Origin of the sequence: Methylobacterium sp. Leaf118 (assembly GCF_920984675.1) — a bacterium.
Lineage (GTDB): Bacteria > Pseudomonadota > Alphaproteobacteria > Rhizobiales > Beijerinckiaceae > Methylobacterium.
Window position 1 is genome coordinate 42,516 of record NZ_CAKLBV010000017.1, and the last position, 24,299, is coordinate 66,814.

Genomic DNA, 24,299 nt, shown 5'->3' on the forward strand with positions numbered 1-24,299 from the left:
GCCGCGACCGGGCGTTTCGTGAGGCACTCTCAGAGCCGGCGGACGCCGACGCCGGATGACCGGAAGGGGTCCAGAATGACGAAAAAAGTCGTGTTCCTTGACCGCGAGTCGCTCGATGCGAAGGTTCGCGCGTTCAACTTCCCGCACGAATACAAGGAATACGACTCGACCTGGACGCCCGAGGAGGTCGTCGAGCGGCTCCAGGGCGCCGAGATCGCCGTCATCAACAAGGTGCCGATGCGCGCCGACACGCTCAAGCAGCTTCCGGATCTGAAGCTGATCGCGGTCGCCGCCACCGGAACGGACGTGGTCGACAAGGCCGCCGCCAAGGCGCAGGGCATCACGACCGTGAACATCCGCGGCTATGCCTTCAACACCGTGCCCGAGCACGTGATCGGCCTGATGTTCGCGCTGCGCCGCGCCATCGTTCCCTATGCCAATTCGGTGCGGCGGGGCGATTGGAACAAGTCGACCCAGTTCTGCTACTTCGATTATCCGATCTACGACATCGCCGGCTCGACGCTGGGCATCATCGGTTACGGCGCCCTCGGCAAGTCGATCGGCAAGCGCGCCGAGGCGCTCGGCATGAAGGTGCTGGCCTATGACGTGTTCCCGCAGGACGGGCTCGTCGATCTCGAGACGATCCTGACCCAGTCGGACGTCATCACGCTGCACGTGCCGCTCACCCCCGACACCAAGAACATGATCGGGGCCGAGCAGCTGAAGACGATGAAGAACTCGGCGATCCTCATCAACACGGCCCGGGGCGGGCTCGTGGACGAGGCGGCGCTCCTCCAGGCCCTGAAGGACGGCACCATCGGCGGCGCCGGCTTCGACGTGGTGGCCCAGGAGCCCCCGAAGGACGGCAACATCCTCTGCGAGGCCGACCTGCCGAACCTGATCGTGACCCCGCACGTGGCCTGGGCCAGCAAGGAGGCGATGCAGATCCTCGCCGACCAGCTCGTCGACAACATCGAGGCCTACGTCGCGGGCAAGCCGCAGAACGTCGTCGAGGCGTGATCCCGTGCGGCCCGGGTCACGGGCCGCCGCACCAAAGAGACCCAGGGGCGAGGACGGGCGGCGCCGGACGGGCGTCGGACGATCCTCCATGGAAACGCGCCGCGTGATGCCCGCGCGGCCCTTCAACCGGCCAGAGGAATCATGTCCAAGAAGCTGCTCTTCCAGTTCGACACCGACCCCACGCCGAGCGTGTTCGACGTCGTCGTCGGCTATGACGGCGGTGCCGACCACATCACCGGCTACGGCAACGTCACGCCCGAGAACGTCGGCGCCTACGTCGACGGCACGATCTACACCCGCGGCGGCAAGGAGAAGCAGTCGACGGCGATCTTCGTCGGCGGCGGCGACATGGCGGCCGGCGAGCGCGTGTTCCAGGCGGTGAAGAAGCGCTTCTTCGGCCCGTTCCGCGTCTCCTGCATGCTGGATTCGAACGGCTCCAACACCACCGCCGCGGCCGGCGTGGCGCTCGTCGTCAAGGCGGCGGGCGGCTCGGTGAAGGGCAAGAAGGCCGTGGTGCTCGCGGGCACCGGCCCGGTCGGAATGCGCTCCGCGGCGTTGCTCGCCGGCGAAGGCGCCGAGGTCGTGCTGTGCGGGCGCAAGCTCGACAAGGCGCAGGCCGCGGCCGACTCGGTGAACAAGCGCTTCAAGGTGAACGTCACCGCCGCCGAGACCCCCGACGACGCCTCGCGCATCGCGGTCGTGAAGGGCGCCCATCTGGTCTTCACCGCCGGTGCGATCGGCCTCGAATTGCTGCCGCAGGCCGCGTGGCAGAACGAGGCCTCGATCGAGATCGTGGCCGATTACAACGCCCAGCCGCCGCTCGGCATCGGCGGAATCGAGGCGACCGACAAGGGCAAGGAATACGGCGGCAAGCGGGCTTTCGGCGCGCTCGGCATCGGCGGCCTGAAGCTCAAGCTGCACCGCGCCTGCATCGCCAAGCTGTTCGAGTCGAGCGAAGGCGTGTTCGACGCCGAGGAGATCTACAAGCTGGCCAAGGAGATGGCGTGATGGCCGAGAACGAGACCATCGCGAAGTTCCTCGACGGGCTGGCGAGTTCGGCCCCGACCCCCGGCGGTGGCGGGGCTGCCGCCATCTCCGGCGCCATGGGCGCGGCCCTCGTATCGATGGTGTGCAACCTCACCATCGGCAAGAAGAAATATTTCGAAGTTGAGGCCGAGCTGAAACAGGTTTTGGAGAAATCCGAAGCGCTGCGAAAGACGCTCACCGGCATGATCGCCGACGACGTCGAAGCCTTCGATGCGGTGATGGGCGCCTACGGGTTGCCCAAGAACACCGACGAGGAGAAGGCGGCGCGGGCGGAAAAGATCCAGGAGGCCCTGAAGGTCGCGACCGACGTGCCGTTGGCCTGCTGCCGCACCTGCCGCGAGGTCATCGACCTCGCCGAGATCGTCGCCGACAAGGGCAATCTCAACGTCATCTCGGATGCGGGCGTGGCGGTGCTCTCCGCCTTCGCCGGCCTGCGCTCGGCGGCGCTCAACGTCTACGTCAACGCCAAGGGCCTGGACGACCGCGCCTTCGCCGAGGAGCGGCTCAAGGCGCTGGAGGCGATCCTCGGGGAGGCCGCCGCGATCAACGAGCGGGTCTACGAGGTCGTCAGGGCCAAGGTGAACTGAGCCGACCGGCCCCTCTTCCGCATGGGGAGGGGCCGCAAGCGGCAGGGGGCGCCGCCCCCTCCGCCTCCAACCTGGCCCCCGCCCGCGACCCGTTCCCGCTGGGGATGGGCGGCCGGCGCCGCCGCAGAAGCGGCGCATTGCCGGACAGGGACGCGTCGGGGGCTGGCGTTGCCGCCGCCCTGGTCGACCATCGACCTGAAAAACCGACTAAGTCACTGTCGGATAAGCAAACTGAAATTCAATAAAAGAAAAAATTGAGACCTAGACCACTTCACGAAAACAAAATTTTCCGCGAAGGTCGGTCTTGAGGAAACGCCAAGGAGGACTCGGATGGACGTTCACGAGTACCAAGCCAAGGAGCTGCTCGCGAGCTTCGGGGTCGCCGTCCCGAAGGGCGCCGTGGCCTTCAGCCCCGATCAGGCGGTCTATGCCGCGACCGAACTCGGCGGCTCGTTCTGGGCGGTGAAGGCCCAGATCCATGCCGGTGCCCGCGGCAAGGCGGGCGGAATCAAGCTCTGCCGCACCTACAACGAGGTTCGCGACGCCGCCCGCGAACTCCTCGGCAAGCGTCTCGTCACGCTCCAGACCGGCCCCGACGGCAAGCCCGTCCAGCGGGTCTACATCGAGACCGCCGACCCGTTCGAGCGCGAACTCTATCTCGGCTACGTGCTGGACCGGAAGGCCGAGCGCGTCCGCGTCATCGCCTCCCAGCGCGGCGGCATGGACATCGAGGAGATCGCCGCCAAGGAGCCCGAGGCCCTGATCCAGGTCGTGGTGGAGCCGGCGGTGGGCCTGCAGCAGTTCCAGGCCCGCGAGATCGCCTTCCAGCTCGGCCTCAACATCAAGCAGGTCTCGGCCGCGGTGAAGACCATCATGAACGCCTACCGGGCGTTCCGCGACTGCGACGGCACCATGCTGGAGATCAACCCGCTCGTCGTCACCAAGGACGACCGGGTGCTGGCGCTCGACGCCAAGATGTCCTTCGACGACAACGCCCTGTTCCGCCGCCGCAACATCGCGGACATGCACGATCCGTCCCAGGGGGACCCGCGCGAGGCCCAGGCCGCCGAGCACAACCTCAGCTATATCGGCCTCGACGGCGAGATCGGCTGCATCGTCAACGGCGCGGGCCTCGCCATGGCGACCATGGACATGATCAAGCACGCGGGCGGTGAGCCGGCGAACTTTCTGGATGTCGGCGGCGGCGCCTCGCCGGACCGGGTCGCCACGGCCTTCCGCCTCGTCCTCTCGGACCGCAACGTGAAGGCGATCCTCGTCAACATCTTCGCCGGCATCAACCGCTGCGACTGGGTCGCGGAGGGTGTGGTGAAGGCGGCGCGCGAGGTGAAGATCGACGTGCCCCTGGTGGTGCGGCTCGCCGGCACGAATGTCGAGGAGGGCCAGAAGATCCTCGCCGCGAGCGGGCTCGACCTCATCACCGCCGACACCCTCACGGAAGCCGCGCGCAAGGCCGTCGAAGCCTGCCACGGCGCCAAGCACTGACGAAGGAGGGAGGAATCACGCCATGAGCATTCTCATCGACGAGAAGACCCCGATCATCGTCCAGGGCATCACGGGCGACAAGGGCACCTTCCACGCCAAGGAAATGATCGCCTACGGCTCCAACGTGGTCGGCGGCGTCACCCCGGGCAAGGGCGGCAAGACCCATTGCGGCGTGCCGGTGTTCAACACCGTCAAGGACGCGGTCGCCGCCACCGGCGCCACCACCTCGATCACCTTCGTGGCGCCCCCCTTCGCGGCCGACGCCATCATGGAGGCGGCCGATGCGGGCCTGAAGCTCGTCTGCTCCATCACCGACGGCATCCCGGCCCAGGACATGATGCGGGTGAAGCGCTACCTGCGCCGCTACCCCAAGGAGAAGCGCACCATGGTGGTGGGCCCGAACTGCGCGGGCATCATCTCCCCCGGCAAGTCGATGCTCGGCATCATGCCCGGCCACATCTACCTGCCGGGCAAGGTCGGCGTGATCTCGCGCTCGGGGACGCTGGGCTACGAGGCGGCCGCGCAGATGAAGGAGCTCGGCATCGGCATCTCGACCTCCGTCGGCATCGGCGGCGACCCGATCAACGGCTCGTCCTTCCTCGACCACCTCGCCCTGTTCGAGGAGGACCCGGAGACGGAGGCCGTGCTGATGATCGGCGAGATCGGCGGTCCGCAGGAGGCCGAAGCCTCGGCCTGGATCAAGGAGAACTTCTCCAAGCCGGTGATCGGTTTCGTGGCCGGCCTCACCGCCCCGAAGGGCCGCCGTATGGGTCATGCCGGTGCCATCATCTCGGCGACCGGCGACAGCGCCGCGGAGAAGGCCGAGATCATGAGGTCCTACGGTCTCACCGTAGCGCCCGATCCGGGCTCCTTCGGCAGCACCGTCGCCGACGTGCTCGCCCGCGCGGCCTGATCCGCGCCGCCTCCCCCGCGCGGGGGAGGACGCAGCGGGCGGTGCGGACGCCGCCGCTCCGCCCCGGCCACCCACCGCCGGCGACCCCTCGCGAGGGGGACGCGCCTTCGCCCTCGCCCTTCCGCGGGTCGCCGCCCGCGGGACTCCGAACACCCTCGCCAGGGAGGATGTCATGCCCAAAACGCTGCACGCCCGGCCGTCAGCCGTCGATTCGACCTTCGCGCCGCCGGTCATCACCGGCACGGCGACCGAGGACGCCCTCGACATCCTGTTCCACGCGCTGCTCGACGTGGCGCGCCGCCACGAGCCCGAGCTGGAAGCCGTGCTGCACGGGCAGGCGGACATCTCCACCTTCACGCCGGACATGCTCGCCCGCGCGCTCCAGGTGCAGGGCATCTGGTTCCAGCTCGTCTCGATCGCCGAGCAGAACGCCGCCATGCGCCGCCGCCGCCATGTCGAGCGCGATCAGGGCCGGGCGGCCCTGAACGGGTCCTTCGCCAAGGTGCTGGCCGAAGCCTCCGCCCGCGGCATCGGCCCCGACCAGATCCACGCGCTGCTGAAGGACCTGCGCATCCGCCCGACGATCACGGCGCATCCCACCGAGGGCAAGCGCGTCACGGTCCTCGAGAAGCTGCGCCGCATCTACCTCGTCCTGCGCGAGCTGGAACTGCCGCGCTGGACCGAGCGCGAGCGCAACGGCCTGATGAGCGAGCTGCGCGACCAGATCGAGCTGATCTGGATGACCGGCGAGCTGCATCTGGAGAAGGCGACCGTCGAGCGCGAGGTCGCCTGGGGGCTGCACTTCTTCGACGAGACCCTGTTCGAGATGCTGCCCGAGGTGATGGTCTCCCTCGAAGAGAGCCTCGCGCAGTACTACCCGGACGAAGACTTCGAGGTGCCGCCCTTCTTCCAGTTCGGCAGCTGGATCGGCGGTGACCGCGACGGCAACCCCTACGTCACCGCCAGCGTCACCCGCGAGACCCTGCAGCGCAACGCGCTGGCGTCCCTGCGCCGCTACCGCGACGGCATCACCCATCTCGGCCGCGTGCTCTCGATCACCGAGCGGTCGCTGCCGGTGCCCGAGACCTTCCGTGGCGAACTCGCCCACATGCTGGCCGAATCCGGCGATGGGCGGGCGATCGCCAACCGCAATCCCGGCGAGGCCTACCGTCAGTATCTCTCCTGCGTCCTGCGCAAGCTCGAGGCGACGATTGCCCGCAACAAGGGCGCCCGCTCGGTCGGGCCCGACTATCCGAGCGCGGACGGACTGATCAACGATCTGCGCACGCTGGAGAAGGGGCTGGCCGACGCCAAGTGCGGTTCGCTCGGCACCGACATCGTGCGGCCGGTTCGGCGCATGGTGGAGATCTTCCGCTTCTCGACCGTGCGGCTGGACCTGCGCGAGAACTCCACCCGCACCACGAAGACGCTCCACGCCCTGTGGAAGCTCCGCAACGGCGAACGCGAGCCGCCGGAGCTGGATGCGCCCGCCTGGAAGGACTGGCTGCTCTCCGAACTCGCCCGGCCGCGCAATCCGGAAACCGCCTTCGAGAATTACGCCGACCGGCTGCCGGACGAGGCGCGGGAGACGCTCGCGACCTTCGCGCTGGTGGGCGAGATGCGCGATACCCTCGACCGCGAGGCGTTCGGCGCCTTCATCCTCTCGATGACGCGCTCCACCGTCGACGTGCTCGGCGCCTACCTGTTGGCCAAGGAGGCCGGCCTCTTCCTCGACGCCACGGGCACCGAGATCTGCCCGCTGCCGATCGTGCCGCTGTTCGAGACGATCGACGACCTGCGCGCCGCCCCCGCCATCATGAAGGAACTGCTCGGCATTCCCGTGGTGCGCCGTTCCACCCGCTGGCAGGGCGGAGTGCAGGAGGTGATGATCGGCTATTCCGATTCCAACAAGGACGGCGGCTTCATCGCCTCCAACTGGGAGCTCTACAAGGCGCAGGTCCGGCTCACGGTGCTCGGCAAGCATGTCGGCGTGCCGATCGCCTTCTTCCACGGCCGCGGCGGCTCGGTCAGCCGTGGCGGCGTGCCGACCCATCGGGGCATCGCGGCCCAGCCGCCGGGCTCGATCAACGGGCGCTTCCGCATCACGGAGCAGGGCGAGGTCGTCTCGTTCAAATATGCCAACCGCGGCACCGCGGCCTACCAGATGGAGCTGCTCGCGGCCTCGGTCTTCGAGCACGCGCTGCTCTCCGAGGGCAACGGCAACGGCTCGCGCGCCGAACTCGACGACGCCCTGGAGGCGCTGTCGGGCGCCTCGCGGGCGGCCTACGTCAACCTGCTTCAGGCCGACGGCCTCGTCGATTACTTCCAGGCGGCGAGCCCGCTCGACGAGATCGCGCTCCTCAACATCGGTTCTCGGCCCGCGCGCCGCTTCGGCGCCAAGTCCCTCTCGGACCTGCGGGCGATCCCCTGGGTGTTCGCGTGGTCGCAGAACCGCCACGTCATCACCGGCTGGTACGGCGTCGGTTCGGGGCTGAAGAGCTTCATCGACGTGCGCGGCGAGCAGGGCGAAGCCCTGTTGAAGCGGCTCTTCGCCCATTCGCGGGTGTTCCGCCTCGTCCTCGACGAGGTCGAGAAGACGCTGCTGATGGTCGATCTGGAGATCGCCCGGGACTATGCCGGCCTTGTCAAGGACGAGAGCGTCCGCACCCGCATCTTCCGCATGATCGAGCAGGAATACGCGCTGACGCGGGAGATGGTGCTGCGCATCAGCGGCGACCGCGAGCTGGCCCAGCGCTTCCCGCAATTCCGCGAGCGCCTGCACGGGCGCCTGCCGACCATCAACCAAGTCAGCCGCGAGCAGGTCGAGCTGCTGCGTCGCTTCCGCAGCGAGACGGACGAGGATGCCCGCGAGGCGGTGAAATCCGCGCTGCTCCTGTCGATCAACTGCATCGCCGTCGGCTTCGGTGCCACGGGCTGAGCGAACGGGCTGAGCGAAGCGGTCAGACTGTCCGTGTCACCGGTCTCGGCTGGACGGCTGGGCGCGGCGCACGAGATAGAGCATCGTCCCGAAAGCCCGTTTCCCGCTTTCGGCCAACCGACGATGCGCCACAGGAACCTGGCGATCCGTCCCGGATGCGAATTCCGGGGCGGGCCGCCAGTCGGCGCAACCCGCGCAAGGCGGGCGCCGAGATAACGGTCTCAAGAACGGAGGAACCACGATGAGCTTCACCTTGATCCAGCAGGCGACCCCCCGCCTGCACCGCTCGGAACTCGCGGTTCCCGGCTCGAACCCGACCTTCATGGAAAAGTCGGCCTCGTCGGCCGCCGACGTGATCTTTCTCGATCTTGAGGACGCGGTCGCGCCCGATGACAAGGAGCAGGCTCGCAAGAACATCATCCAGGCCCTGAACGAGATCGATTGGGGCCACAAGACCATGATGATCCGCATCAACGGTCTCGACACCCACTACATGTACCGCGACGTCGTCGACATCGTCGAAGCCTGTCCGCGCCTGGACATGATCCTGATCCCCAAGGTCGGCGTGCCCCAGGACGTCTATGCCATCGACGTGCTCGTCACCCAGATCGAGCAGGCCAAGAAGCGCGAGAAGAAGCTCGGTTTCGAGGTGCTGATCGAGACCGCGCTCGGCATGGCCAATGTCGAGGCGATCGCGACCTCCTCCAAGCGCCTCGAGGCGATGTCGTTCGGCGTGGCCGATTACGCCGCGTCCTGCCGCACCCGCTCCACCGTGATCGGCGGCGTCAACGAGGACTACTCGGTGCTCACCGACAAGGACGAGGCCGGCAACCGCCAGACCCATTGGCAGGACCCGTGGCTGTTCGCCCAGCAGCGCATGCTGGTCGCCTGCCGCGCCTACGGCCTGCGCCCGGTCGACGGTCCGTTCGGCGACTTCTCGGACAAGGACGGCTACCTCTCCGCCGCCCGCCGCTGCGCCGCCGCTGGCTACGAGGGCAAGTGGGCGATTCACCCCTCGCAGATCGAACTCGCCAACGAGGTCTTCACGCCCTCCGAGAAGGAGGTCGAGAAGGCCCGCCGCATCCTCGAAGCCATGGAAGAGGCCGCCAAGGCCGGCCGCGGCGCCGTGGCCCTCGACGGCCGCCTCATCGACATCGCCTCGATCCGCATGGCCGAAGCGCTGATCCAGAAGGCCGACGCGATGAAGAAGTAAGGGGCGGCCTTGCGGGGAGCGTCGTCCCGACAGGGGACGCCGTCTCTCGGACAATGCCGATCCCGCACGAGGGCCCAGAGCGACCTCCCGGACATCCGCGCCGGGGCGACGCGCGCGAGGTGAGGATGGCCGGGTTCGCCCGGCCATTTTCTTTGGCGACGACCCCGAGTGGTCCGGCGGGAGGGGGGCGGCGCGGGATCGCAAGGCGCCGTCATGCCCCGTCGCCATTTTGCGAAGGGCCGCTACCTTTCCCCTCGGACGCCGGCCCCCTCGACGTGCTCACGATCCCGAGAGACGCGCATGACCGCTTTTGATGCCGACCTGCGAAGCCTCGCGGCTCAGACCATCCTCTCGCGGCGTAGGATGGTCGCCACGAGCCTCGCCACCGGCTTCGCGCTCGCGGTGCAGCCCGTCGCCGCCCAGACCACGCTCACGACGGACACGAACGGGCTGACCGCCGGCGAAGTCATGATCCCGACGCAGGACGGCGCGATTCCGGCCTATCGGGCCATGCCGGCCGAGGGCGGGCCCTGTCCGACGATCTTGGTCGTGCAGGAAATCTTCGGCGTCCACGAGCACATCAAGGACGTGTGCCGACGGTTGGCCAAGCTCGGCTACTTCGCCCTCGCCCCGGAACTCTATGCCCGGCAAGGCGACGTCTCGAAGCTGACGAACATCCAGCAGATCGTGAGCGAGGTCGTCGCCAAGGTCCCCGACGCGCAGGTCATGAGCGATCTCGACGCGGCGGTCGCCTTCGCCAAGGGGACGGGCAAGGCCGACACGGCCCGGCTCGGCATCACCGGCTTCTGCTGGGGCGGGCGCGTCACCTGGCTCTACGCCGCCCACAATCCAGGGGTGAAGGCGGGCGTCGCCTGGTACGGACGGCTCGTCGGCGACAGCTCAGCCCTGACGCCCAAACATCCAGTCGATGCCGCCGCCGATCTCAAGGCGCCGGTGCTCGGCCTCTATGGCGGAGCCGATCAGGGCATCCCCGTCGCCACGATCGACCGGATGAAGGAGGCCTGCCGGACGGCGGGCAAGACCTGCACGTTCGTGGTCTTTCCCGACGCGCCGCACGCGTTCCATGCCGATTACCGCCCGAGCTACCGGGCCGAGCCCGCTCAGGACGGCTGGAAGCGGCTGCAGGCCTGGTTCAAGGAGCACGGCGTGGCCTGAGCGAGCCCGGACGCTCGGCGACCGGGCCCGAGGCCACCCCAGAGCCTGCCTCAGCCCTGCGCCGACTTCTCGTACTTGATGTAGGCGAAGCGCGGATCGCTCGGCGTCCCCTCCAGGGCGCCGCCCTCGGCGCCGGGCTGCCAGGCCACCACCTCCTCGATCTTCTTCGCGAGGGCGAAATCCTTCTCGGTGATACCCTTGGCGGCGTGGTTCATCAGCCGCACCTCGACCCAGGCATAGGAGGCGGTCAGGTCCGGGTGGTGCCACGCGGCTTCCGCCAGATGGCCGACGGTGTTGATGACCATGAGCGTGCTCTTCCACGAGGCGGTCTTGTAGGTCCGGCGGATCCAGCCGTCCTCGAGCCGCCACTGGGGCAATTCCTCCGTCAGCCGCCGCTCGACCGTCGCCTCGTCGAGCACCTGCTCGCGCGCTTGTGACATCTCCGCCCTCCTGTCGTGAAGGCCCGAAGGGTGCGCCGGGAGCGCCGACCGCGCAAGCGGGCGGTCGGTCGCGTCACGCCTGCGTGTCGCATGGGAAAGGCCAGGCCGGCGGTGGACGGCGCGGGGGGCAGCCCTTATGAGATTCTTCAAGAGACATCGCGGCTTCCGCAGGGCGGCGGATGGTCCGGAACGGGAGGTGACGCCCATGTTGTCACGGCGCGGATTGCTCGCGGCCGGGGCGTTGACGCTGGCCGGTTGGGGGACCGCCCGCGCCGCTGGCGACGCGTTCCGCCTCGGGGTGCTGCCCTTCGGCACCGCCGCCTGGGAGGCCGCCGTGATCAAGGAACGCGGCCTCGACGCCGCAAACGGCTTCACCCTCGAGACCGTCAAACTCGCCGGCAACGATGCCGCCCGCATCGCCTTCCTCGGCGATCAGGTCGATGCCATCGTCGGCGATCTGCTCTGGGCGGCCCGTCTCGGCAACGAGGGAAGGGGGGTGCGCTTCTCCCCCTATTCCACGACCGAGGGCGCCCTGATGGTGCCGGCGGGCAGCCCGATCACCGACTTGAAGGGGCTGGCCGGCAAGCGTCTCGGGATTGCCGGCGGGGCGCTCGACAAGAACTGGATCCTCCTGAAGGCCCAGGCCCGCGAGGCTGCCGGGCTCGATCTCGAATCCTCCGCCCAGCTCGCCTACGGCGCGGCCCCCCTCCTGGCGCAGAAGCTCGAGACCGGCGAGCTCGATGCGGCCCTGCTCTACTGGCAATACTGCGCCCGCCTCCAGCCCAAGGGCTTCAAGCGCCTGATCTCCGCCGACGACATGATGCGGGCCTTCGGCGCGCAGGGGCCGGTCGCGCTGATCGGCTACCTGTTCGAGGGCCGCACCGTCAGCGACCGCCCGAACGTGGTCCGGGGCTTCGCCCGTGCCTCGACCGCCGCCAAGGAGGCGCTGGCGACCGATCCGTCCGCCTGGGCGATCGTGCGTCCGCTGATGGCGGCCGACGACGAGGCCACCTTCGAGGCGCTGAAGCGCGAATTCCTCTCCGGCATTCCGCGCCGTCCGGTGAGCGTGGAACGGGCCGATGGCGAGCGCATCTACGCCGCGCTCGCGCGCCTGGCGGGGACGCAACTGCTCGGCTCCGGCAAGGGCCTGCCGCCGAACCTCTACCTCGATGCCGCCGGCAACGGTTGAGGAGGGCGCCATGACCCGCCCGGAGCCGCGGCCCGGTCGGGGCGCCATGCCCGTCGCCGAGCGACGGCGCGGCCGCGGCGTGTCGGCCGCCTGATCCGATCGCATGGCCCTTCTCGCCCGCCTGGTCTCGCTCGTCGTTCTGCTCGCCCTCTGGCAGGGCGTGTCGGCCTACGCCGACATGCGCACCCTGCCGCCACCGAGCGCGGTGCTGGCCTTCATCCTGCGCGAGGCGGAGAGTGGCCCTCTCCTCTTCAACGTCGGCGTCACCCTGGCGCGGGTCGCGGTCTCCTTCGTCATCGCCATGAGCCTCGGCGTGCTGCTCGGGATCGCGCTCGGGCGCTCGCGCCTCGCCGACCGCCTGCTCGACACCCCCCTTCTCGTGGTGCTGAACACGCCGGCCCTCGTCGTCACCGTCCTGGCCTATGTCTGGCTCGGGCTCACCGAGACCGCGGCCATCGTCGCGGTGGCGCTGAACAAGCTGCCCAACGTCGCCGTCATCATGCGGGAGGGTGCCCGCGGGCTCGATCCGGGTCTGGAGGAGATGGCCCGGACCTACCGCTTCGACCGGCGCACCTGGATCGCCCATGTGCTGATGCCGCAGCTCCAGCCCTTCATGGTGGCGGCGGCGCGCTCCGGGATCTCGCTCGCCTGGAAGATCGTGCTGGTGGTCGAGTTGCTCGGCCGGCCCAACGGTGTGGGGTTTGCCATCAACTATTACTTCACCCTGTTCGATGTCACCGCCGTGATCGGCTACAGCGTCGTCTTCATGAGCGTGATGCTCGCCCTCGACGCCTTCGTCCTCCAGCCCCTCGACGCCCATGTCCGCCGCTGGCGCTGAGCGCGAGGGCGCGCTGCTCGACCTGCGGATCGACCGCAAGGTCTACCGGCGCGCGCGCACGGAGCCGGTCGAGGCGGTCAGTGGCCTCGCCTTCTCCCTGCAGCCCGCCGAGATCACCTGCCTGATCGGGCCGTCCGGAGCGGGCAAGACCACGACCCTGCGCATCCTGCTCGGGCTCGACCGGGATTTCGAGGGCGCGGTGACGCCGAGCCCGGAGCAGGTCGGCGTCGCCATGGTGTTCCAGGACCCGCGGCTGCTGCCGTGGCGGACCATCGAGCAGAACGTGCGGCTCGGCCTGCCCCGCGAGCGGCGGGCGCGCGACCTCGACGGCCTGTTCGAGTCCCTCGGGCTGACCCCCTGGCGGTCGCGCTATCCGGGCGCGCTCTCGCTCGGCATGCAGCGGCGGGTCTCGCTGGCCCGGGCCCTCGCCCTCGAGCCGCGCCTCCTCGTGCTCGACGAACCCTTCGTCTCCCTCGATGACGCCGCCGCGGCCGGTTTGCGCGGCCTCGTGGTCGGCACGGTGGCGCAGGCGGGGACCGGCATTCTCATGGTCACCCACAATGTCGGCGAAGCGATCGAGATCGCCGACCGCCTGCTCCTGGTCTCGGCCCGGCCGGCCCGCCTCCTCGCCGAGATCCCCTTCGACCGGCCGCGGGACGGGCGCGACCGCGCCTGGATCGAGTCGACCCGCGCTGGCCTCGCGGACCGATTCCCCGCGATCATCGCGCGATAACGGTCGGTCTCCGGCGGGGGACGGGGCAGGGGGACGGGGCAGGGGGACGGCGACAGCGGGATTTTCCGCCGGTCCACCGCCAATTTTTTCAAATCCTCGCGCCCTCGTGATCGATGTCCGGCGGCCGTCCGAGACCGGTCGGAATCGGCTGCGTCGTCGGAGGCGCGGCGCCGATCGGTCGACCTACGGCGGCAGGTGCATGAATTGCCGAATGATCCCGGGAAACTATGCCTCGCGCGCATGCGGGAGGCGGCCCGGCAGGTTCTTTTACCAGGTTGAGCGTCGCTTTTGCGGTGCGATCTTATTATTGCGATGCAACAAGCGCGTTGCGGCAAGCAAATTTCCTGGAAATTGCGACCTCACCTGCGACATTCGACGCGCGAAACCGAGTTGACGCCGCCCGAAATTTTCTTAGAGTTCGTTCAAGCTTCGGGACGAGGCGCCGTAAGGGGATGCGGCGCCGGCCGCGCAAGCCATTGATGAGACGGGGTAATCCCGGATCGTCGGGGCGATGCTGCGAGCTGCTGAAGCGTTAACGATCCCTGTCGCAAACAGCAGATCAATGGTCGTCGGAACAGCGCCTGTGCTGTGCCGAGGCGATAAGGTCTGTCGGAGGAATCCATGAGAGCGGTACACCTTCTCGCCCTCGGCGCGGGTCTCGCAGCTGCGGGTCCGGCCCTGGCCAACGAAAGCGTCATGAAGTCCATCGCCAACCCGGCGGAGCAGGCTCTTCAGACGGTCGACTACGCCAACACCCGCTATTCCAAGCTCGACCAGATCAACGCCAGCAACGTCAAGAATCTCCAGGTCGCCTGGACGTTCTCGACCGGCGTGCTGCGCGGCCACGAGGGCTCCCCGCTCGTCGTCGGCAACATGATGTACGTCCACACGCCCTTCCCGAACATCGTCTACGCCCTCGACCTCGATCAGGGCGCCAAGATCGTGTGGAAGTACGAGCCCAAGCAGGACCCGTCCGTCATCCCGGTGATGTGCTGCGATACCGTCAACCGCGGTCTCGCCTATGCCGACGGCACCATCCTGCTGCACCAGGCCGACACCACCCTCGTGTCGCTCGACGCCAAGTCCGGCAAGGTCAACTGGTCGGTCAAGAACGGCGACCCGTCGAAGGGCGAGACCAACACCGCCACCGTGCTCCCGGTGAAGGACAAGGTCATCGTCGGCATCTCCGGCGGCGAGTTCGGCGTGAACTGCCACGTCACCGCCTACAACCTCAAGGACGGCAAGAAGGTTTGGCGCGGCCACTCGCAGGGCCCCGACGCCGACATGATCATGGACCCCGAGAAGACCACGCATCTCGGCAAGCCGGTCGGCAAGGATTCTTCGCTGAAGACCTGGGAAGGCGATCAGTGGAAGACCGGCGGCGGCTGCACCTGGGGCTGGTTCTCCTACGATCCCAAGCTCGACCTGTTCTACTACGGCTCGGGCAACCCCTCGACCTGGAACCCCAAGCAGCGTCCGGGCGACAACAAGTGGTCGATGACGGTGTGGGCCCGTAACCCCGACACCGGCGCGGCCAAGTGGGTCTACCAGATGACCCCCCATGACGAGTGGGACTACGACGGCATCAACGAGATGATCCTCACCGACCAGAAGGTCGATGGTAAGGACCGTCCGCTGCTGACCCACTTCGACCGGAACGGCTTCGGCTACACCCTCGATCGCGCCACCGGCGAACTCCTCGTCGCCGAGAAGTACGATCCGGTCGTGAACTGGGCCACCAAGGTCGACATGGACAAGGGTTCCAAGACCTACGGCCGTCCGCTGGTCGTGTCGAAGTACTCGACCGAGCAGAATGGCGAGGACGTGAACTCGAAGGGCATCTGCCCGGCGGCTCTCGGTTCGAAGGATCAGCAGCCGGCGGCCTTCTCGCCCAAGACCAACCTGTTCTACGTGCCCACCAACCACGTCTGCATGGACTACGAGCCGTTCCGGGTGACCTACACCCCGGGCCAGCCCTATGTCGGTGCGACCCTGTCGATGTACCCGGCCCCGAACTCGCATGGCGGCATGGGCAACTTCATCGCTTGGGACGGCGTGCAGGGTAAGATCAAGTGGTCGAACCCCGAGCAGTTCTCGGCCTGGGGCGGCGCCTTGGCGACCGCGGGCGACGTAGTGTTCTACGGCACGCTCGAGGGTTACCTGAAGGCGGTCGACTCGAAGACGGGTAAGGAACTCTACAAGTTCAAGACCCCGTCGGGCATCATCGGCAACGTGATGACCTACGAGCACAAGGGCAAGCAGTATGTCGGCGTCCTGTCGGGCGTCGGCGGCTGGGCCGGCATCGGCCTCGCGGCCGGCCTGACCGACCCGAACGCCGGTCTCGGCGCGGTGGGTGGCTATGCGGCCCTGTCGAGCTACACCAATCTCGGTGGTCAGCTGACCGTGTTCGCCCTGCCGAACAACTAAGTCGCACAGAAACTCTGAGCGAAAGGATGCCGGCGCGGTTCCCGCGCCGGCATCTTTATGATTTTATGATAAGGCTGTAAGCCGCCACGGCAGCCGCACAGACTATGTTGCGGTGCAGCATTTTGGTCTCGGGAGAAACGTCGTTGACAACAAAAAATACGATCGCTGTGCTTGGTCTCATCGGTGCCGGCTTCCTCGGTGCGCTCTCGACCGCCACCTTCGTTGCCGCCCAGGACGCGAAGCCTGAGCTTGCGAACAAGCTCGATCCGAACGCGAAGGAACTCGACGAGCCGGTCCTCAAGGCCGCCACCGCGGCCAAGGAAGAGGACGGGAAGTATACCGACAAGGACGGTCACCCGACCTTCCGCATCACCAACGACGGCAAGAAGGTCGATTGGTACACCTATTCCGGGTATCGCCGTTATCACGCCGAGTGCCACGTCTGCCACGGCCCGGACGGCATGGGCTCGACCTACGCCCCGGCCCTCAAGGATTCGCTGAAGCGTCTCTCCTATGAGGAGTTCTACGGCATCCTCGCGGGCGGCCGTCAGAACCACACGGCGGGCAACGAGAGCGTCATGCCGGCGTTCGGCGACAACAAGAACGTCATGTGCTACGCCAACGACCTTTACGTGTACCTGCGCGCCCGCGCCTCCGGTGCCTGGGGCCGCGCCCGTCCCGGCGAGAAGGAAGACAAGCCGGAGACCGTGAAGAAAGAAGAGAAGGAGTGCCTGGGCGGCTGATGCCCCGGGCCCGTCTCACCACTCCCGCGACCGCTGTCGCCGCGCTCCTGCTGTTACCGGCAGGGGCGCGCGACGCGTGGGCGCAGCATCTGCCCGATCTCGTCACGACCGATGTCCTGCGCGTTTGCTCGGATCCGGCCAACATGCCGTTCTCGCAGCGCAAGGGCGACGGGTTCGAGAACAAGATCGCCGCCATCGTGGCCGATGAGCTGAAGGTCAAGCTGCGCTATTACTGGCTGACCCAGGGGCCGGGCTTCGTCCGCAACACCCTCGGCACCGGACTGTGCGACCTGATCATCGGCACCTCGGGTGGTGATGTGGTTCAGCCGACCAACCCCTATTACCGCTCGGCCTACGCGCTCGTCATGCGCAAGGGCGAGATGGACGGGCTGAAGGGTCTCGACGACCCCCGGTTGAAGGACAAGCGCATCGGGATCGTCGCCGGGACGCCCCCCGTCGCCCGCCTGACCGAACTCGGCCTCGTCGGCGAGCGCACGACCCCCTACGCGCCCTACGCCTTCAGTCCGGACCGCAAGCACCAGACCATCGCCGCCGAAATCATCGCCGATCTCGCCGAGAAGAAGATCGACGTGGCGGTGCTGTGGGGGCCGGCGGCGGGCTGGCTCGCCCGGCAGAGCGGCGTGCCGATGGAGGTCGCCCCGCTGATCCATGAGCCCGGACGCCCGGCGCTGACCTTCCGGGTCTCGATGGGCGTTCGTCAGAACGAGAACGACTGGAAGCGTTCGATCAACACCGTCCTGCGCAAACGCCGGGCCGATATCGAGCGGGTTCTGCGGGACTACGACGTCCCGCTCCTGGCCGAGGAGGAGAACAAGCTCCTCGAGCCCTCCGAACCGTCGGAACCGTGACGACAGGCCCGGACCCGACCGGTCCGGGCCTTCACGTCACCGGCTCGATGCCGTTCGCGTCGAGTTGGGCCAGAGCCTCCGTCACGCTCTCGCCGCCGATCACGAGATCCGGGGCGATCTCGGCCAGCGGCACCAGCACGAAGGCGCGCTCGCGGACATAGCGATGCGGCAGAACAAGGCGTTCGTCGGACACCTCCGCGCCCGCGTAGGACAGTACATCGATATCGATCACCCGCGGTCCCCAGCGGCGTTCGCGCACCCGGCCGAGCGCCGCCTCGATCGACAGACAGGCCTCCAGCAGGCCGTGCGGCGTCAGATCCGTCTCGACCGCGACCGCGGCGTTGAGGAACCAGTCCTGATCGGTGTCGCCCCAGGGAGGCGTGCGGTAATCGGCCGAGCGGGCGCAGAGCCGGATGCCCGGCCAGGCGGCGAGCCGCTCCACCGCCGCGGCCAGCATCGCCGCCTTGTCGCCGACATTGCTGCCGAGCCCGAGATAGGCGCGGGTCATGCGCCGCGCTCCCGCTCGATCTCGATCGCGGCGTAGTCCAGCACCACCGGGATCGGCGCGCTCGGCTTGTCGATTCGCACGCCGATCCGCGCGATGCGGGGGAACTGCGCCAGGCAGGCCGCGGCGATCGCCTCGGCCAGGGCCTCGATCAGGGCGAAACGCCGGTTCGTCGCGATCTCGACGGCGATGGCGGCGAGGTCCGCATAGCTCACGGTCGCGGTCACATCGTCGCGGCGCCCGGCCTCGGAGAGGTCCAGCCGGCAATCGAGGGAGATGTAGAAGCGCTGCCCGAGGCGTTCCTCCTCCGGCAGCACGCCATGGCGGGCGAAGACCGCGATGCGGTGCACGAGGATGCGGTCAGCCACGCGGCGCGCCCTGACCGGCCGGATGGCCCCGATCGGCCTCTCTCGGTCGTGGCGCCGACCCGCCTTCTTTGGCGGGACCGGTCCCGGCACCGTCGGGCAGCGCCCGGAGCGCGGGGCGCATCACCGCGTCGAGCACGCGCAGGGCCTCGACATGCTGGGCCACATCGTGGACCCGCACGATGTCCGCGCCGAGGCTCCCGGCCAGCACATGGGCGGCGACCGAGCCGACCAGGCGATCCCGCGGTGCGGTCTCGCGGTCGTGCAGCCGCCCGAGCAGGCTCTTGCGCGAGACGCCGACGAGGAGGGGAAAGCCGAGAGCCCGCAATTCGGGCAGCCGGCGCAGAGCCTCGAGATGCTGATCCCAACTCTTGCCGAAGCCGATTCCCGGATCGAGCACGATGTCGCCCTCCGGAATCCCGGCCTTGCGGGCGATCGCCAGCGAGCGCTCGAAGAAGCGCGTCATCTCGGCGAGGATGTCGAGGCTGTCGTCGATCGTCTCGCGGTTATGCATGACGATGACGGGCGCGCCGTGATCGGCCGCGACCCGGGCGATGTCCGGCTCGCGCTGCAGGCCCCAGACATCGTTGACGATCGTCGCGCCGGCCTTCAGGGCCGCTGCGGCGGTCGAGGCCTTGTAGGTGTCAATGGAGATCGGCACGGACAGGCCGGGAGCGAGGGCCCGGATGACCGGCAGGACGCGGGCCTGCTCCGCCTCGGCCGAGACCGGGACGTGGCCCGGCCGGGTCGATTCGCCCCCGATATCGAGGAGGTCGGCCCCCTCGGCGATCAGCGCGGCGGCCTGGGCCTGCGCCGCCTCGACGCCCTCGAACCGGCCGCCATCGGAGAACGAATCCGGCGTGACGTTGAGAATGCCCATCACCAGCGTGCGCCGGCCGAGATCGGGCAGGAGGCCGTGCAGGCGGCTTTCCGGAAGGGGGGAAGCGGGAGGAGGCATCGGTTCGGGTTCGGAACTCATCGGGGCCGATCCCGCGGGCCTGGCGCGTCGGCCCGAGAGGGGACACCGGCTCTCGGAAAACGCCGATGCTCTAGACCCTCGGACATCGCGAGGCCAGCGCTTTCACGCCGGCCTCGGACCTCGCTCAGGTTGCGCCGCGGTAGCAGCGGATCTCGGCCTCCGCCTGGGCGCGGCGGAGATCCGCCACCCGGTCGTCGAACATCTTGGTCGACTTGAAGGCCGTGGTGCGCTGGCCGATGCCCTGGCGCATCGACAGGATGGTCGAGGCCTGGACGTATTTGTCGTAGGGCAGGATGGCGGCCATCGCGTCGAGGGAGCAGGAGCATTTCTCCAGCGCCTCGCGGGTCTGTCCGTTGGCCGCCATGCAGCCGAACACGTAATCGGCGCGCGCGTCGGTCGGGTAGTCGTTCTCCTCGGCCCGGGCCGGGGCGGCCCAGACGGCGGCCGTCAGAATGGCGGCGAGGGCCGCCTCAGGAATTCTTCTGGTCATAGTCGAGCCTCTCTTCGAGGAGTTCGCCGCCGTCGGGCCGCTCGGCGCGGGCGTGGATCGAAACGATCTCGCCCGGCACCTCCGGTGAGGTGACGAAGGTGTAGGTGAGCCGCTCGAAGCCGCGCATCCGCTCGGTCTGCTCGTCGCCGAGGAAGGGCTGCATCTCGATGCGCCAGCCATCGACCTTGCGGCCCTTGTACTCGACCTGGGTCGCCGTCACCGTCGCCTTCTCGCGCAGACCTTTCCGGATCGCGTTCTTGATGTAGCGCGGGTTGGCCTCCAGGAGGGAGGCCAGGCCCTTGAGATGGTTCTCGAGGAACAGGCTCAGCACCGGGTTGCCCGGCATGTCGAGGAACGGGCCGGCGGGGATGCGATTGCCGCCGGAGAACATCTGCACGCGGATGTCGCGGTTCTCGGCGGTCTTGCCGGGCTCGACCGTCAGCTTGATCGCGTCGCTGAGCGGCGGGCCGTAGGGGCCCTTGGTGATGCCGCTGCGGCGCAGATAGTCGTAGGTCAGCGTGCTGCCCGGCGCCGCGTTCTTCATTTGCGGCTGCTCGAACAGCAGGTCGCCCGCGCTCGGCGTGGCGGTGCCGGTCGTCGCCGGGGCGGGATTGGGCGTGGGATCGGGGGTCGCCTGCGCGCTCGCGACGATCAGGGAGGTCGCGGCGACGGCGGCCAGCAGGAGGGTTCGGCTCAAAGCGGGGCCTTCTCGGTCAAAGGACTTTGCACATTCGTCCCGATGCTGCGGTATATATAGTCCGGCGGGTTCTCCGCAGCCTCTTCCTTGGCAAGATCGCGCATTTTCGCGTGGAGCGGCGAGAGCGAGCAGGCCGGATCGGTGTTGGCGGCGTCTCCCGTCAGGGCCAGCGCCTGGCAGCGGCAGCCGCCCCAATCCTTCTCGCGCCGGTCGCAGGCGCGGCACGGCTCCTTCATCCAGGAGGTGCCGCGATAGGCCGCGAAGGCCGGCGAGCGCGTCCAGATGTCACTGAGCGAATGATCGTTGACGTACCAGAATTCGAGGCCCGGAATGGTCTCGGCGGCGTGGCAGGGCAGCACCTTGCCCTGCGGGGTCACGTTCATGAGCTTGCGGCCCCAGCCGCCCGCGCAGGCCTTGGGGTACTTGGCGTAGTAGTCCGGCACCACGAGATCGATGACGAGCACGCCCTTGAGGCGCTCGCGGGCGGCCTCGACGATGCGGATCGACTCGTCCACCTGCCGCTTGTCCGGCATCAGCGAGGCGCGGTTCACGTAGGCCCAGCCGTAATACTGAGTATGGGCGACTTCGAGCCGCTTGGCGCCGAGCTTGACCGCGAGGTCGATGAAGCCCGGCACCTCGTGGATGTTGCCGCGGTGGATCACCGAGTTCAGCGTCAGCGGCAGGCCCAGTTCGATGACGCGGGCCGCGAACTGCATCTTCTGCGGCTGCGCGTTCTTCAGGCCGCCGATCTTCTCGGCATTCGCCGCATCGACGCCCTGGACCGAGAGCTGCACGTGGTCGAGCCCGGCATCGTAGAGCGCGTCGAGCTTGGCCAGCGCGCCGCCGACACCGGAGGTGATCAGGTTCGAATAGAGGCCGAGCTCGGCGCATTTGGCCGTGATCTCGACGATGTCGTTGCGGGCGGTCGGCTCGCCGCCCGAGAGGTGGACGTGCAGCACGCCCAAGGCCGACGCCTCCGTCAGCACCCGCAGCCAGCTGGCCGTGTCGAGCTCCGCCGATCGGCGATCGAGCTCCAGCGGGTTCGAGCAATAGGGGCATCGCAGCGGGCAGCGATGGGTCAGCTCGGCGAGCAGACCCACCGGCGCCGGAATCACGTCGGCGGGGGCGGGGGTCGGCGCATTCATCGCTCCAGAACCCTTTTCTGCGCGAGTTCGGCCAGCATCACGCGGATGTCGGCCTCGATGAGGGCCGGGTCGGCGTCGTAGGTCTCACCCAGGGTCCGGGCGATCTGCGAGACCGAGGCCTGGCCATCGACGAGCTTGAGGACCGCGACGGCGTTGTCGTCGAGGTCGAAGGTGCGCTCGGGAGCGAGCAGCACGTGCTTGGCGCGCACCTCATCGAAACGCAGGCGCACGCCCCGGGGCAGCCGCGGCACGTCGCCGCCGGAAAAGGCGCCCGTCGGCGCCGCGGCGGGGCTTCCCTCCGGCACGAGGCCCTCGCCCGGCTGCCACGCATCCGGCGGGATCATGCCGGGGGCGATGTAGGCGAAGTAGAGCGCGTCGAGCTGCGTCCAGAGCACGTTGCACTTGAAGGTCAGCGCGGCCATCGCGGCCCGCTGCTGCTCCGGCGTGACCGCGTGGCGCTTCACGTAATCGAGGGCGAAATCGGCGTCGCGCGGCGCCTGGGTGAGGCGCTTGTCGAAATAGGCGAGCGTGTCCTTGGTGATGAAATCGTAGTTTTTCAGCATTCCGGCGACGCGCTCGGAGATGATGGTCGGCGAGAACATCTCGGTCAGCGAGGAGGCGATGGCCTCGAGCAGGCTGCGCTCGGAGACGAAATGCACATAGGCATCGACCGAGAAGCGGGTCGCCGAGAGGATGCCTTGCGTGGACAGCACGTAGTCGCGCGTGAATCCCACCCCTTCCGCCAGCTTCAGCCAGCGCTCAATGCCGCCGTCGCCCTCGTGATCGCCGTCGTGATCGACGATGCGCTGGCGCCAGATCCGCCGCAGCTGCGCGTCGGGCAGGCGCGCCAGCACCGCGGCGTCCTTCACCGGGATCATCGCCTGATAATAATAGCGGTTGAGCGCCCAGGCCCGGACCTGGTCCTTGCTGAGCTTTCCGTCGTGCAGCAGGCGGTGGAACGGGTGGAGATTGTGGTAGCGGCGCGCACCGATGTCGCGGAGCGCCGCCTCCAACTCCTCATGGCTCAGGAGCCGCTGCGCGGGCTCGGTGACGGGCGGCGGGAACTGGGCGGTCATGGCGTTGGGCTTCCCCGTCTTGGTCGCGTTTCCTGGACGATGTCTCGTGCTTGACCCCGGGAGATCCAGCCGGGGCGAGCGCTCGGTTCTCGTGCCGTATCGTCGTCGTCCCGAGAGGCGCCTCTTCCCTTCGAGACAACGCTCTTGGATGGCCTGCCGGATCCGTGCCGGACGCAGCCGCCACCGCGCTATTGTATCGCGCAAAATATATTGGGTCGGACCGCCGAATTCCAGGCCCGGCCCCGCGCCCGACCCGGCTCAGAGTTCGAGCGTCAGCCCGTCATGGGCGATCGCCCAGCCACGGGCCTCGACGCTGGCGCGCTCGGGCGAATCCTCGATCAGAACCGGGTTGGTGTTGTTGATATGGATCAAGACCCGCCGGCCGATCTCGACATCGGCGAAGGAGGCGACCGAGCCGGTCTCGCCGTTGATCTGGATGTGGCCCATGCGCCAGCCGGTCTTGGTGCCGACGCCGGCACGGATCATGTCGTCGTCCTCGAGGACGGTGCCGTCGAAGAGAAGCGCATCGACGCCGGCGACGCGGGTTTTCAGGTCGTCGGTCACCCGGGCGCAGCCGGGGATGTAGGCGAGGCGCTTGCCCCCCGTCTCGATCATCGTACCGACGGTGGTTTCGGTCTCGGCCCCGATCTCCATCGTGGCGTCTTCCAGCCAGAGCGGGACCTTGCCGGGCACGGCGAAGAGCGTGACCGAGAGGCCGGGCACCGGCTCGAAAGTCTCGTTGAGGGCGATCGTGTGCCGCTTCACCACCTCGGCGGCCATCACGTCGAAGACGCGGTTGTCGGAGACGGAGGCCAGGATGCCGGGCGTGGCGTAGAGCGTGAAGGGCTGGCCCTCGCGCAGGGTCAGCAGGCCTGCGACGTGATCGACATCGCCGTTCGTGAGCAGCACCGCATGGATCGGCGAATGGCGCAGGCCCTCCCGCGGATGCATCTGCGGATTGGCCTGGATCTGCTGGCGGATATCCGGTGAGGCGTTCAGCAGGAGCCAGCGCTCCCCATCCGGGGAGACCGCGATGCTCGACTGCGTGCGCGGCTTGACCCTGGCGTCGCCCGCCCAGGCCATGGAACAGATGGAGCAGCGGCAGTTCCACTGGGGAACGCCGCCGCCCGCCGCCGAGCCGAGAATCACGACATGCATGGTGTGAACCCGCCCGTCCGCACTCTCGAAGCCCGGCGCAAACCTTCTTAGTTGAAGGTGTCGATCTCAGCCGACTCGTAGCTCGTGACTTCCATGCCGACGCAGATCTCGGAAACGACCGGGGCAGCCCACTTCATGGTGTTTCTCCTAGGAAATATTTTGGACACCAGCGCCTTTCGATCCATCTCTATAAGAGGATCGTAAGATACTGACGGTGCACTGGTTTTCAGCGCTGGAGGTATATCGCC

At 68.2% G+C, this 24,299-nt stretch carries 24 protein-coding genes; 14 read left to right on the top strand and 10 right to left on the bottom strand.

Annotation, left to right across the window (positions count from 1 at the left end; translation table 11 throughout):
- The first annotated feature begins 75 nt into the window (after positions 1 to 75).
- The 8 genes from LW587_RS09730 to LW587_RS09765 all read left to right on the top strand — a co-directional run bounded on the left by LW587_RS09730 (position 76) and on the right by LW587_RS09765 (position 10,397).
- Positions 76 to 1,020: a D-2-hydroxyacid dehydrogenase gene (locus LW587_RS09730; RefSeq protein ID WP_232629391.1), complete on the top strand. Its 945-nt coding sequence runs from the start codon at positions 76 to 78 to the stop codon at positions 1,018 to 1,020.
- Positions 1,021 to 1,161: 141 nt separating this feature from the next.
- Complete coding sequence (locus LW587_RS09735) at positions 1,162 to 2,028, top strand: NADP-dependent methylenetetrahydromethanopterin/methylenetetrahydrofolate dehydrogenase (RefSeq protein WP_232629392.1); 867 nt, start codon at positions 1,162 to 1,164, stop codon at positions 2,026 to 2,028.
- A complete protein-coding gene (gene fchA, locus LW587_RS09740) occupies positions 2,028 to 2,654 on the top strand; it encodes a methenyltetrahydrofolate cyclohydrolase (RefSeq protein WP_232629393.1) in 627 nt (208 codons plus the stop codon). The genes LW587_RS09735 and fchA overlap by 1 nt, the downstream gene beginning before the upstream one ends.
- Before the next feature lie 330 nt (positions 2,655 to 2,984).
- Complete coding sequence (locus LW587_RS09745; protein ID WP_232629394.1) at positions 2,985 to 4,157, top strand: malate--CoA ligase subunit beta; 1,173 nt, start codon at positions 2,985 to 2,987, stop codon at positions 4,155 to 4,157.
- A 22-nt stretch (positions 4,158 to 4,179) separates the two neighbouring features.
- Positions 4,180 to 5,070, top strand: a complete 891-nt coding sequence (gene sucD / locus LW587_RS09750) for a succinate--CoA ligase subunit alpha (RefSeq protein WP_232629395.1) — start codon at positions 4,180 to 4,182, stop codon at positions 5,068 to 5,070.
- Positions 5,071 to 5,242: 172 nt separating this feature from the next.
- A complete protein-coding gene (locus LW587_RS09755; protein WP_232629396.1) occupies positions 5,243 to 8,008 on the top strand; it encodes a phosphoenolpyruvate carboxylase in 2,766 nt (921 codons plus the stop codon).
- 241 nt (positions 8,009 to 8,249) lie between these two features.
- The gene (locus tag LW587_RS09760; protein WP_232629397.1) at positions 8,250 to 9,221 is read left to right on the top strand and encodes an HpcH/HpaI aldolase/citrate lyase family protein; all 972 of its coding nucleotides are present in this window, start codon (positions 8,250 to 8,252) and stop codon (positions 9,219 to 9,221) included.
- Between the two features lie 300 nt (positions 9,222 to 9,521).
- Positions 9,522 to 10,397 carry a dienelactone hydrolase family protein gene (locus tag LW587_RS09765; RefSeq protein WP_232629398.1) on the top strand — a complete coding sequence of 292 codons (876 nt, stop codon included), beginning with the start codon at positions 9,522 to 9,524 and terminating at the stop codon, positions 10,395 to 10,397.
- Between the two features lie 50 nt (positions 10,398 to 10,447).
- Here the strand turns inward: LW587_RS09765 and LW587_RS09770 are convergent, their stop codons facing one another.
- Positions 10,448 to 10,837: a 4a-hydroxytetrahydrobiopterin dehydratase gene (locus tag LW587_RS09770; protein ID WP_232629399.1), complete on the bottom strand. Its 390-nt coding sequence runs from the start codon at positions 10,835 to 10,837 to the stop codon at positions 10,448 to 10,450.
- Between the two features lie 205 nt (positions 10,838 to 11,042).
- On the opposite strand from LW587_RS09770, the gene LW587_RS09775 reads away from it, so the two are divergent.
- From LW587_RS09775 to xoxJ, 6 genes are all read left to right on the top strand, one after another.
- Positions 11,043 to 12,026, top strand: a complete 984-nt coding sequence (locus tag LW587_RS09775; RefSeq protein WP_232629400.1) for an ABC transporter substrate-binding protein — start codon at positions 11,043 to 11,045, stop codon at positions 12,024 to 12,026.
- 103 nt (positions 12,027 to 12,129) lie between these two features.
- Positions 12,130 to 12,864, top strand: coding sequence for an ABC transporter permease (locus LW587_RS09780; RefSeq protein ID WP_232629401.1), 735 nt, complete (start codon positions 12,130 to 12,132; stop codon positions 12,862 to 12,864).
- A complete protein-coding gene (locus tag LW587_RS09785; protein WP_232629402.1) occupies positions 12,845 to 13,597 on the top strand; it encodes an ABC transporter ATP-binding protein in 753 nt (250 codons plus the stop codon). Before LW587_RS09780 ends, LW587_RS09785 begins: the two co-directional genes overlap by 20 nt.
- Positions 13,598 to 14,218: 621 nt before the next feature.
- A complete protein-coding gene (gene xoxF1 / locus LW587_RS09790) occupies positions 14,219 to 16,024 on the top strand; it encodes a lanthanide-dependent methanol dehydrogenase XoxF1 (protein ID WP_232629403.1) in 1,806 nt (601 codons plus the stop codon).
- Between the two features lie 104 nt (positions 16,025 to 16,128).
- The gene (locus LW587_RS09795) at positions 16,129 to 16,767 is read left to right on the top strand and encodes a c-type cytochrome, methanol metabolism-related (protein WP_232629404.1); all 639 of its coding nucleotides are present in this window, start codon (positions 16,129 to 16,131) and stop codon (positions 16,765 to 16,767) included.
- Complete coding sequence (gene xoxJ, locus LW587_RS09800) at positions 16,767 to 17,636, top strand: rare earth element methanol dehydrogenase accessory protein XoxJ (protein WP_232629405.1); 870 nt, start codon at positions 16,767 to 16,769, stop codon at positions 17,634 to 17,636. The genes LW587_RS09795 and xoxJ overlap by 1 nt, the downstream gene beginning before the upstream one ends.
- A 31-nt stretch (positions 17,637 to 17,667) precedes the next feature.
- On the opposite strand, the gene folK is transcribed toward xoxJ, so the two are convergent.
- From folK to pqqA, 9 genes are all read right to left on the bottom strand, one after another.
- Entirely contained in the window at positions 17,668 to 18,144 is a 477-nt protein-coding gene (folK, locus tag LW587_RS09805; RefSeq protein WP_232629406.1) for a 2-amino-4-hydroxy-6-hydroxymethyldihydropteridine diphosphokinase, read from the bottom strand.
- On the bottom strand, positions 18,141 to 18,509 hold the full coding sequence (gene folB / locus LW587_RS09810; protein WP_232629407.1) for a dihydroneopterin aldolase: 369 nt from the start codon (positions 18,507 to 18,509) through the stop codon (positions 18,141 to 18,143). Before folB ends, folK begins: the two co-directional genes overlap by 4 nt.
- On the bottom strand, positions 18,502 to 19,464 hold the full coding sequence (gene folP, locus LW587_RS09815) for a dihydropteroate synthase (RefSeq protein ID WP_232629408.1): 963 nt from the start codon (positions 19,462 to 19,464) through the stop codon (positions 18,502 to 18,504). Before folP ends, folB begins: the two co-directional genes overlap by 8 nt.
- Positions 19,465 to 19,609: 145 nt before the next feature.
- Complete coding sequence (locus LW587_RS09820) at positions 19,610 to 19,975, bottom strand: hypothetical protein (protein ID WP_232629409.1); 366 nt, start codon at positions 19,973 to 19,975, stop codon at positions 19,610 to 19,612.
- Positions 19,956 to 20,672, bottom strand: a complete 717-nt coding sequence (locus tag LW587_RS09825) for a hypothetical protein (RefSeq protein ID WP_442919111.1) — start codon at positions 20,670 to 20,672, stop codon at positions 19,956 to 19,958. Before LW587_RS09825 ends, LW587_RS09820 begins: the two co-directional genes overlap by 20 nt.
- On the bottom strand, positions 20,669 to 21,817 hold the full coding sequence (gene pqqE / locus LW587_RS09830) for a pyrroloquinoline quinone biosynthesis protein PqqE (RefSeq protein WP_232629410.1): 1,149 nt from the start codon (positions 21,815 to 21,817) through the stop codon (positions 20,669 to 20,671). The genes LW587_RS09825 and pqqE overlap by 4 nt, the downstream gene beginning before the upstream one ends.
- Entirely contained in the window at positions 21,814 to 22,893 is a 1,080-nt protein-coding gene (gene pqqC, locus LW587_RS09835) for a pyrroloquinoline-quinone synthase PqqC (protein ID WP_232629411.1), read from the bottom strand. The genes pqqE and pqqC overlap by 4 nt, the downstream gene beginning before the upstream one ends.
- A gap of 258 nt (positions 22,894 to 23,151) precedes the next feature.
- Positions 23,152 to 24,051, bottom strand: coding sequence for a pyrroloquinoline quinone biosynthesis protein PqqB (gene pqqB / locus LW587_RS09840; protein WP_232629412.1), 900 nt, complete (start codon positions 24,049 to 24,051; stop codon positions 23,152 to 23,154).
- A gap of 47 nt (positions 24,052 to 24,098) precedes the next feature.
- Complete coding sequence (gene pqqA, locus LW587_RS09845; RefSeq protein ID WP_007564431.1) at positions 24,099 to 24,188, bottom strand: pyrroloquinoline quinone precursor peptide PqqA; 90 nt, start codon at positions 24,186 to 24,188, stop codon at positions 24,099 to 24,101.
- Positions 24,189 to 24,299 lie beyond the last annotated feature (111 nt).

Excerpts from the sequence above, each read along its gene's own strand:
- LW587_RS09745 (WP_232629394.1), top strand. The coding sequence starts at position 2,985 with ATGGACGTTCACGAGTACCAAGCCAAGGAGCTGCTCGCGAGCTTCGGG.
- LW587_RS09730 (WP_232629391.1), top strand. The coding sequence starts at position 76 with ATGACGAAAAAAGTCGTGTTCCTTGACCGCGAGTCGCTCGATGCGAAG.
- fchA (WP_232629393.1), top strand. The coding sequence starts at position 2,028 with ATGGCCGAGAACGAGACCATCGCGAAGTTCCTCGACGGGCTGGCGAGT.
- pqqE (WP_232629410.1), bottom strand. The coding sequence starts at position 21,817 with ATGAATGCGCCGACCCCCGCCCCCGCCGACGTGATTCCGGCGCCGGTG.
- LW587_RS09760 (WP_232629397.1), top strand. The coding sequence starts at position 8,250 with ATGAGCTTCACCTTGATCCAGCAGGCGACCCCCCGCCTGCACCGCTCG.
- folK (WP_232629406.1), bottom strand. The coding sequence starts at position 18,144 with ATGACCCGCGCCTATCTCGGGCTCGGCAGCAATGTCGGCGACAAGGCG.
- LW587_RS09785 (WP_232629402.1), top strand. The coding sequence starts at position 12,845 with ATGTCCGCCGCTGGCGCTGAGCGCGAGGGCGCGCTGCTCGACCTGCGG.
- pqqA (WP_007564431.1), bottom strand. The coding sequence starts at position 24,188 with ATGAAGTGGGCTGCCCCGGTCGTTTCCGAGATCTGCGTCGGCATGGAA.
- folP (WP_232629408.1), bottom strand. The coding sequence starts at position 19,464 with ATGCCTCCTCCCGCTTCCCCCCTTCCGGAAAGCCGCCTGCACGGCCTC.
- LW587_RS09820 (WP_232629409.1), bottom strand. The coding sequence starts at position 19,975 with ATGACCAGAAGAATTCCTGAGGCGGCCCTCGCCGCCATTCTGACGGCC.
- LW587_RS09770 (WP_232629399.1), bottom strand. The coding sequence starts at position 10,837 with ATGTCACAAGCGCGCGAGCAGGTGCTCGACGAGGCGACGGTCGAGCGG.
- pqqC (WP_232629411.1), bottom strand. The coding sequence starts at position 22,893 with ATGACCGCCCAGTTCCCGCCGCCCGTCACCGAGCCCGCGCAGCGGCTC.
- LW587_RS09765 (WP_232629398.1), top strand. The coding sequence starts at position 9,522 with ATGACCGCTTTTGATGCCGACCTGCGAAGCCTCGCGGCTCAGACCATC.
- LW587_RS09775 (WP_232629400.1), top strand. The coding sequence starts at position 11,043 with ATGTTGTCACGGCGCGGATTGCTCGCGGCCGGGGCGTTGACGCTGGCC.
- pqqB (WP_232629412.1), bottom strand. The coding sequence starts at position 24,051 with ATGCATGTCGTGATTCTCGGCTCGGCGGCGGGCGGCGGCGTTCCCCAG.
- LW587_RS09780 (WP_232629401.1), top strand. The coding sequence starts at position 12,130 with ATGGCCCTTCTCGCCCGCCTGGTCTCGCTCGTCGTTCTGCTCGCCCTC.
- LW587_RS09735 (WP_232629392.1), top strand. The coding sequence starts at position 1,162 with ATGTCCAAGAAGCTGCTCTTCCAGTTCGACACCGACCCCACGCCGAGC.
- LW587_RS09795 (WP_232629404.1), top strand. The coding sequence starts at position 16,129 with ATGTTGCGGTGCAGCATTTTGGTCTCGGGAGAAACGTCGTTGACAACA.
- xoxF1 (WP_232629403.1), top strand. The coding sequence starts at position 14,219 with ATGAGAGCGGTACACCTTCTCGCCCTCGGCGCGGGTCTCGCAGCTGCG.
- sucD (WP_232629395.1), top strand. The coding sequence starts at position 4,180 with ATGAGCATTCTCATCGACGAGAAGACCCCGATCATCGTCCAGGGCATC.
- LW587_RS09755 (WP_232629396.1), top strand. The coding sequence starts at position 5,243 with ATGCCCAAAACGCTGCACGCCCGGCCGTCAGCCGTCGATTCGACCTTC.
- xoxJ (WP_232629405.1), top strand. The coding sequence starts at position 16,767 with ATGCCCCGGGCCCGTCTCACCACTCCCGCGACCGCTGTCGCCGCGCTC.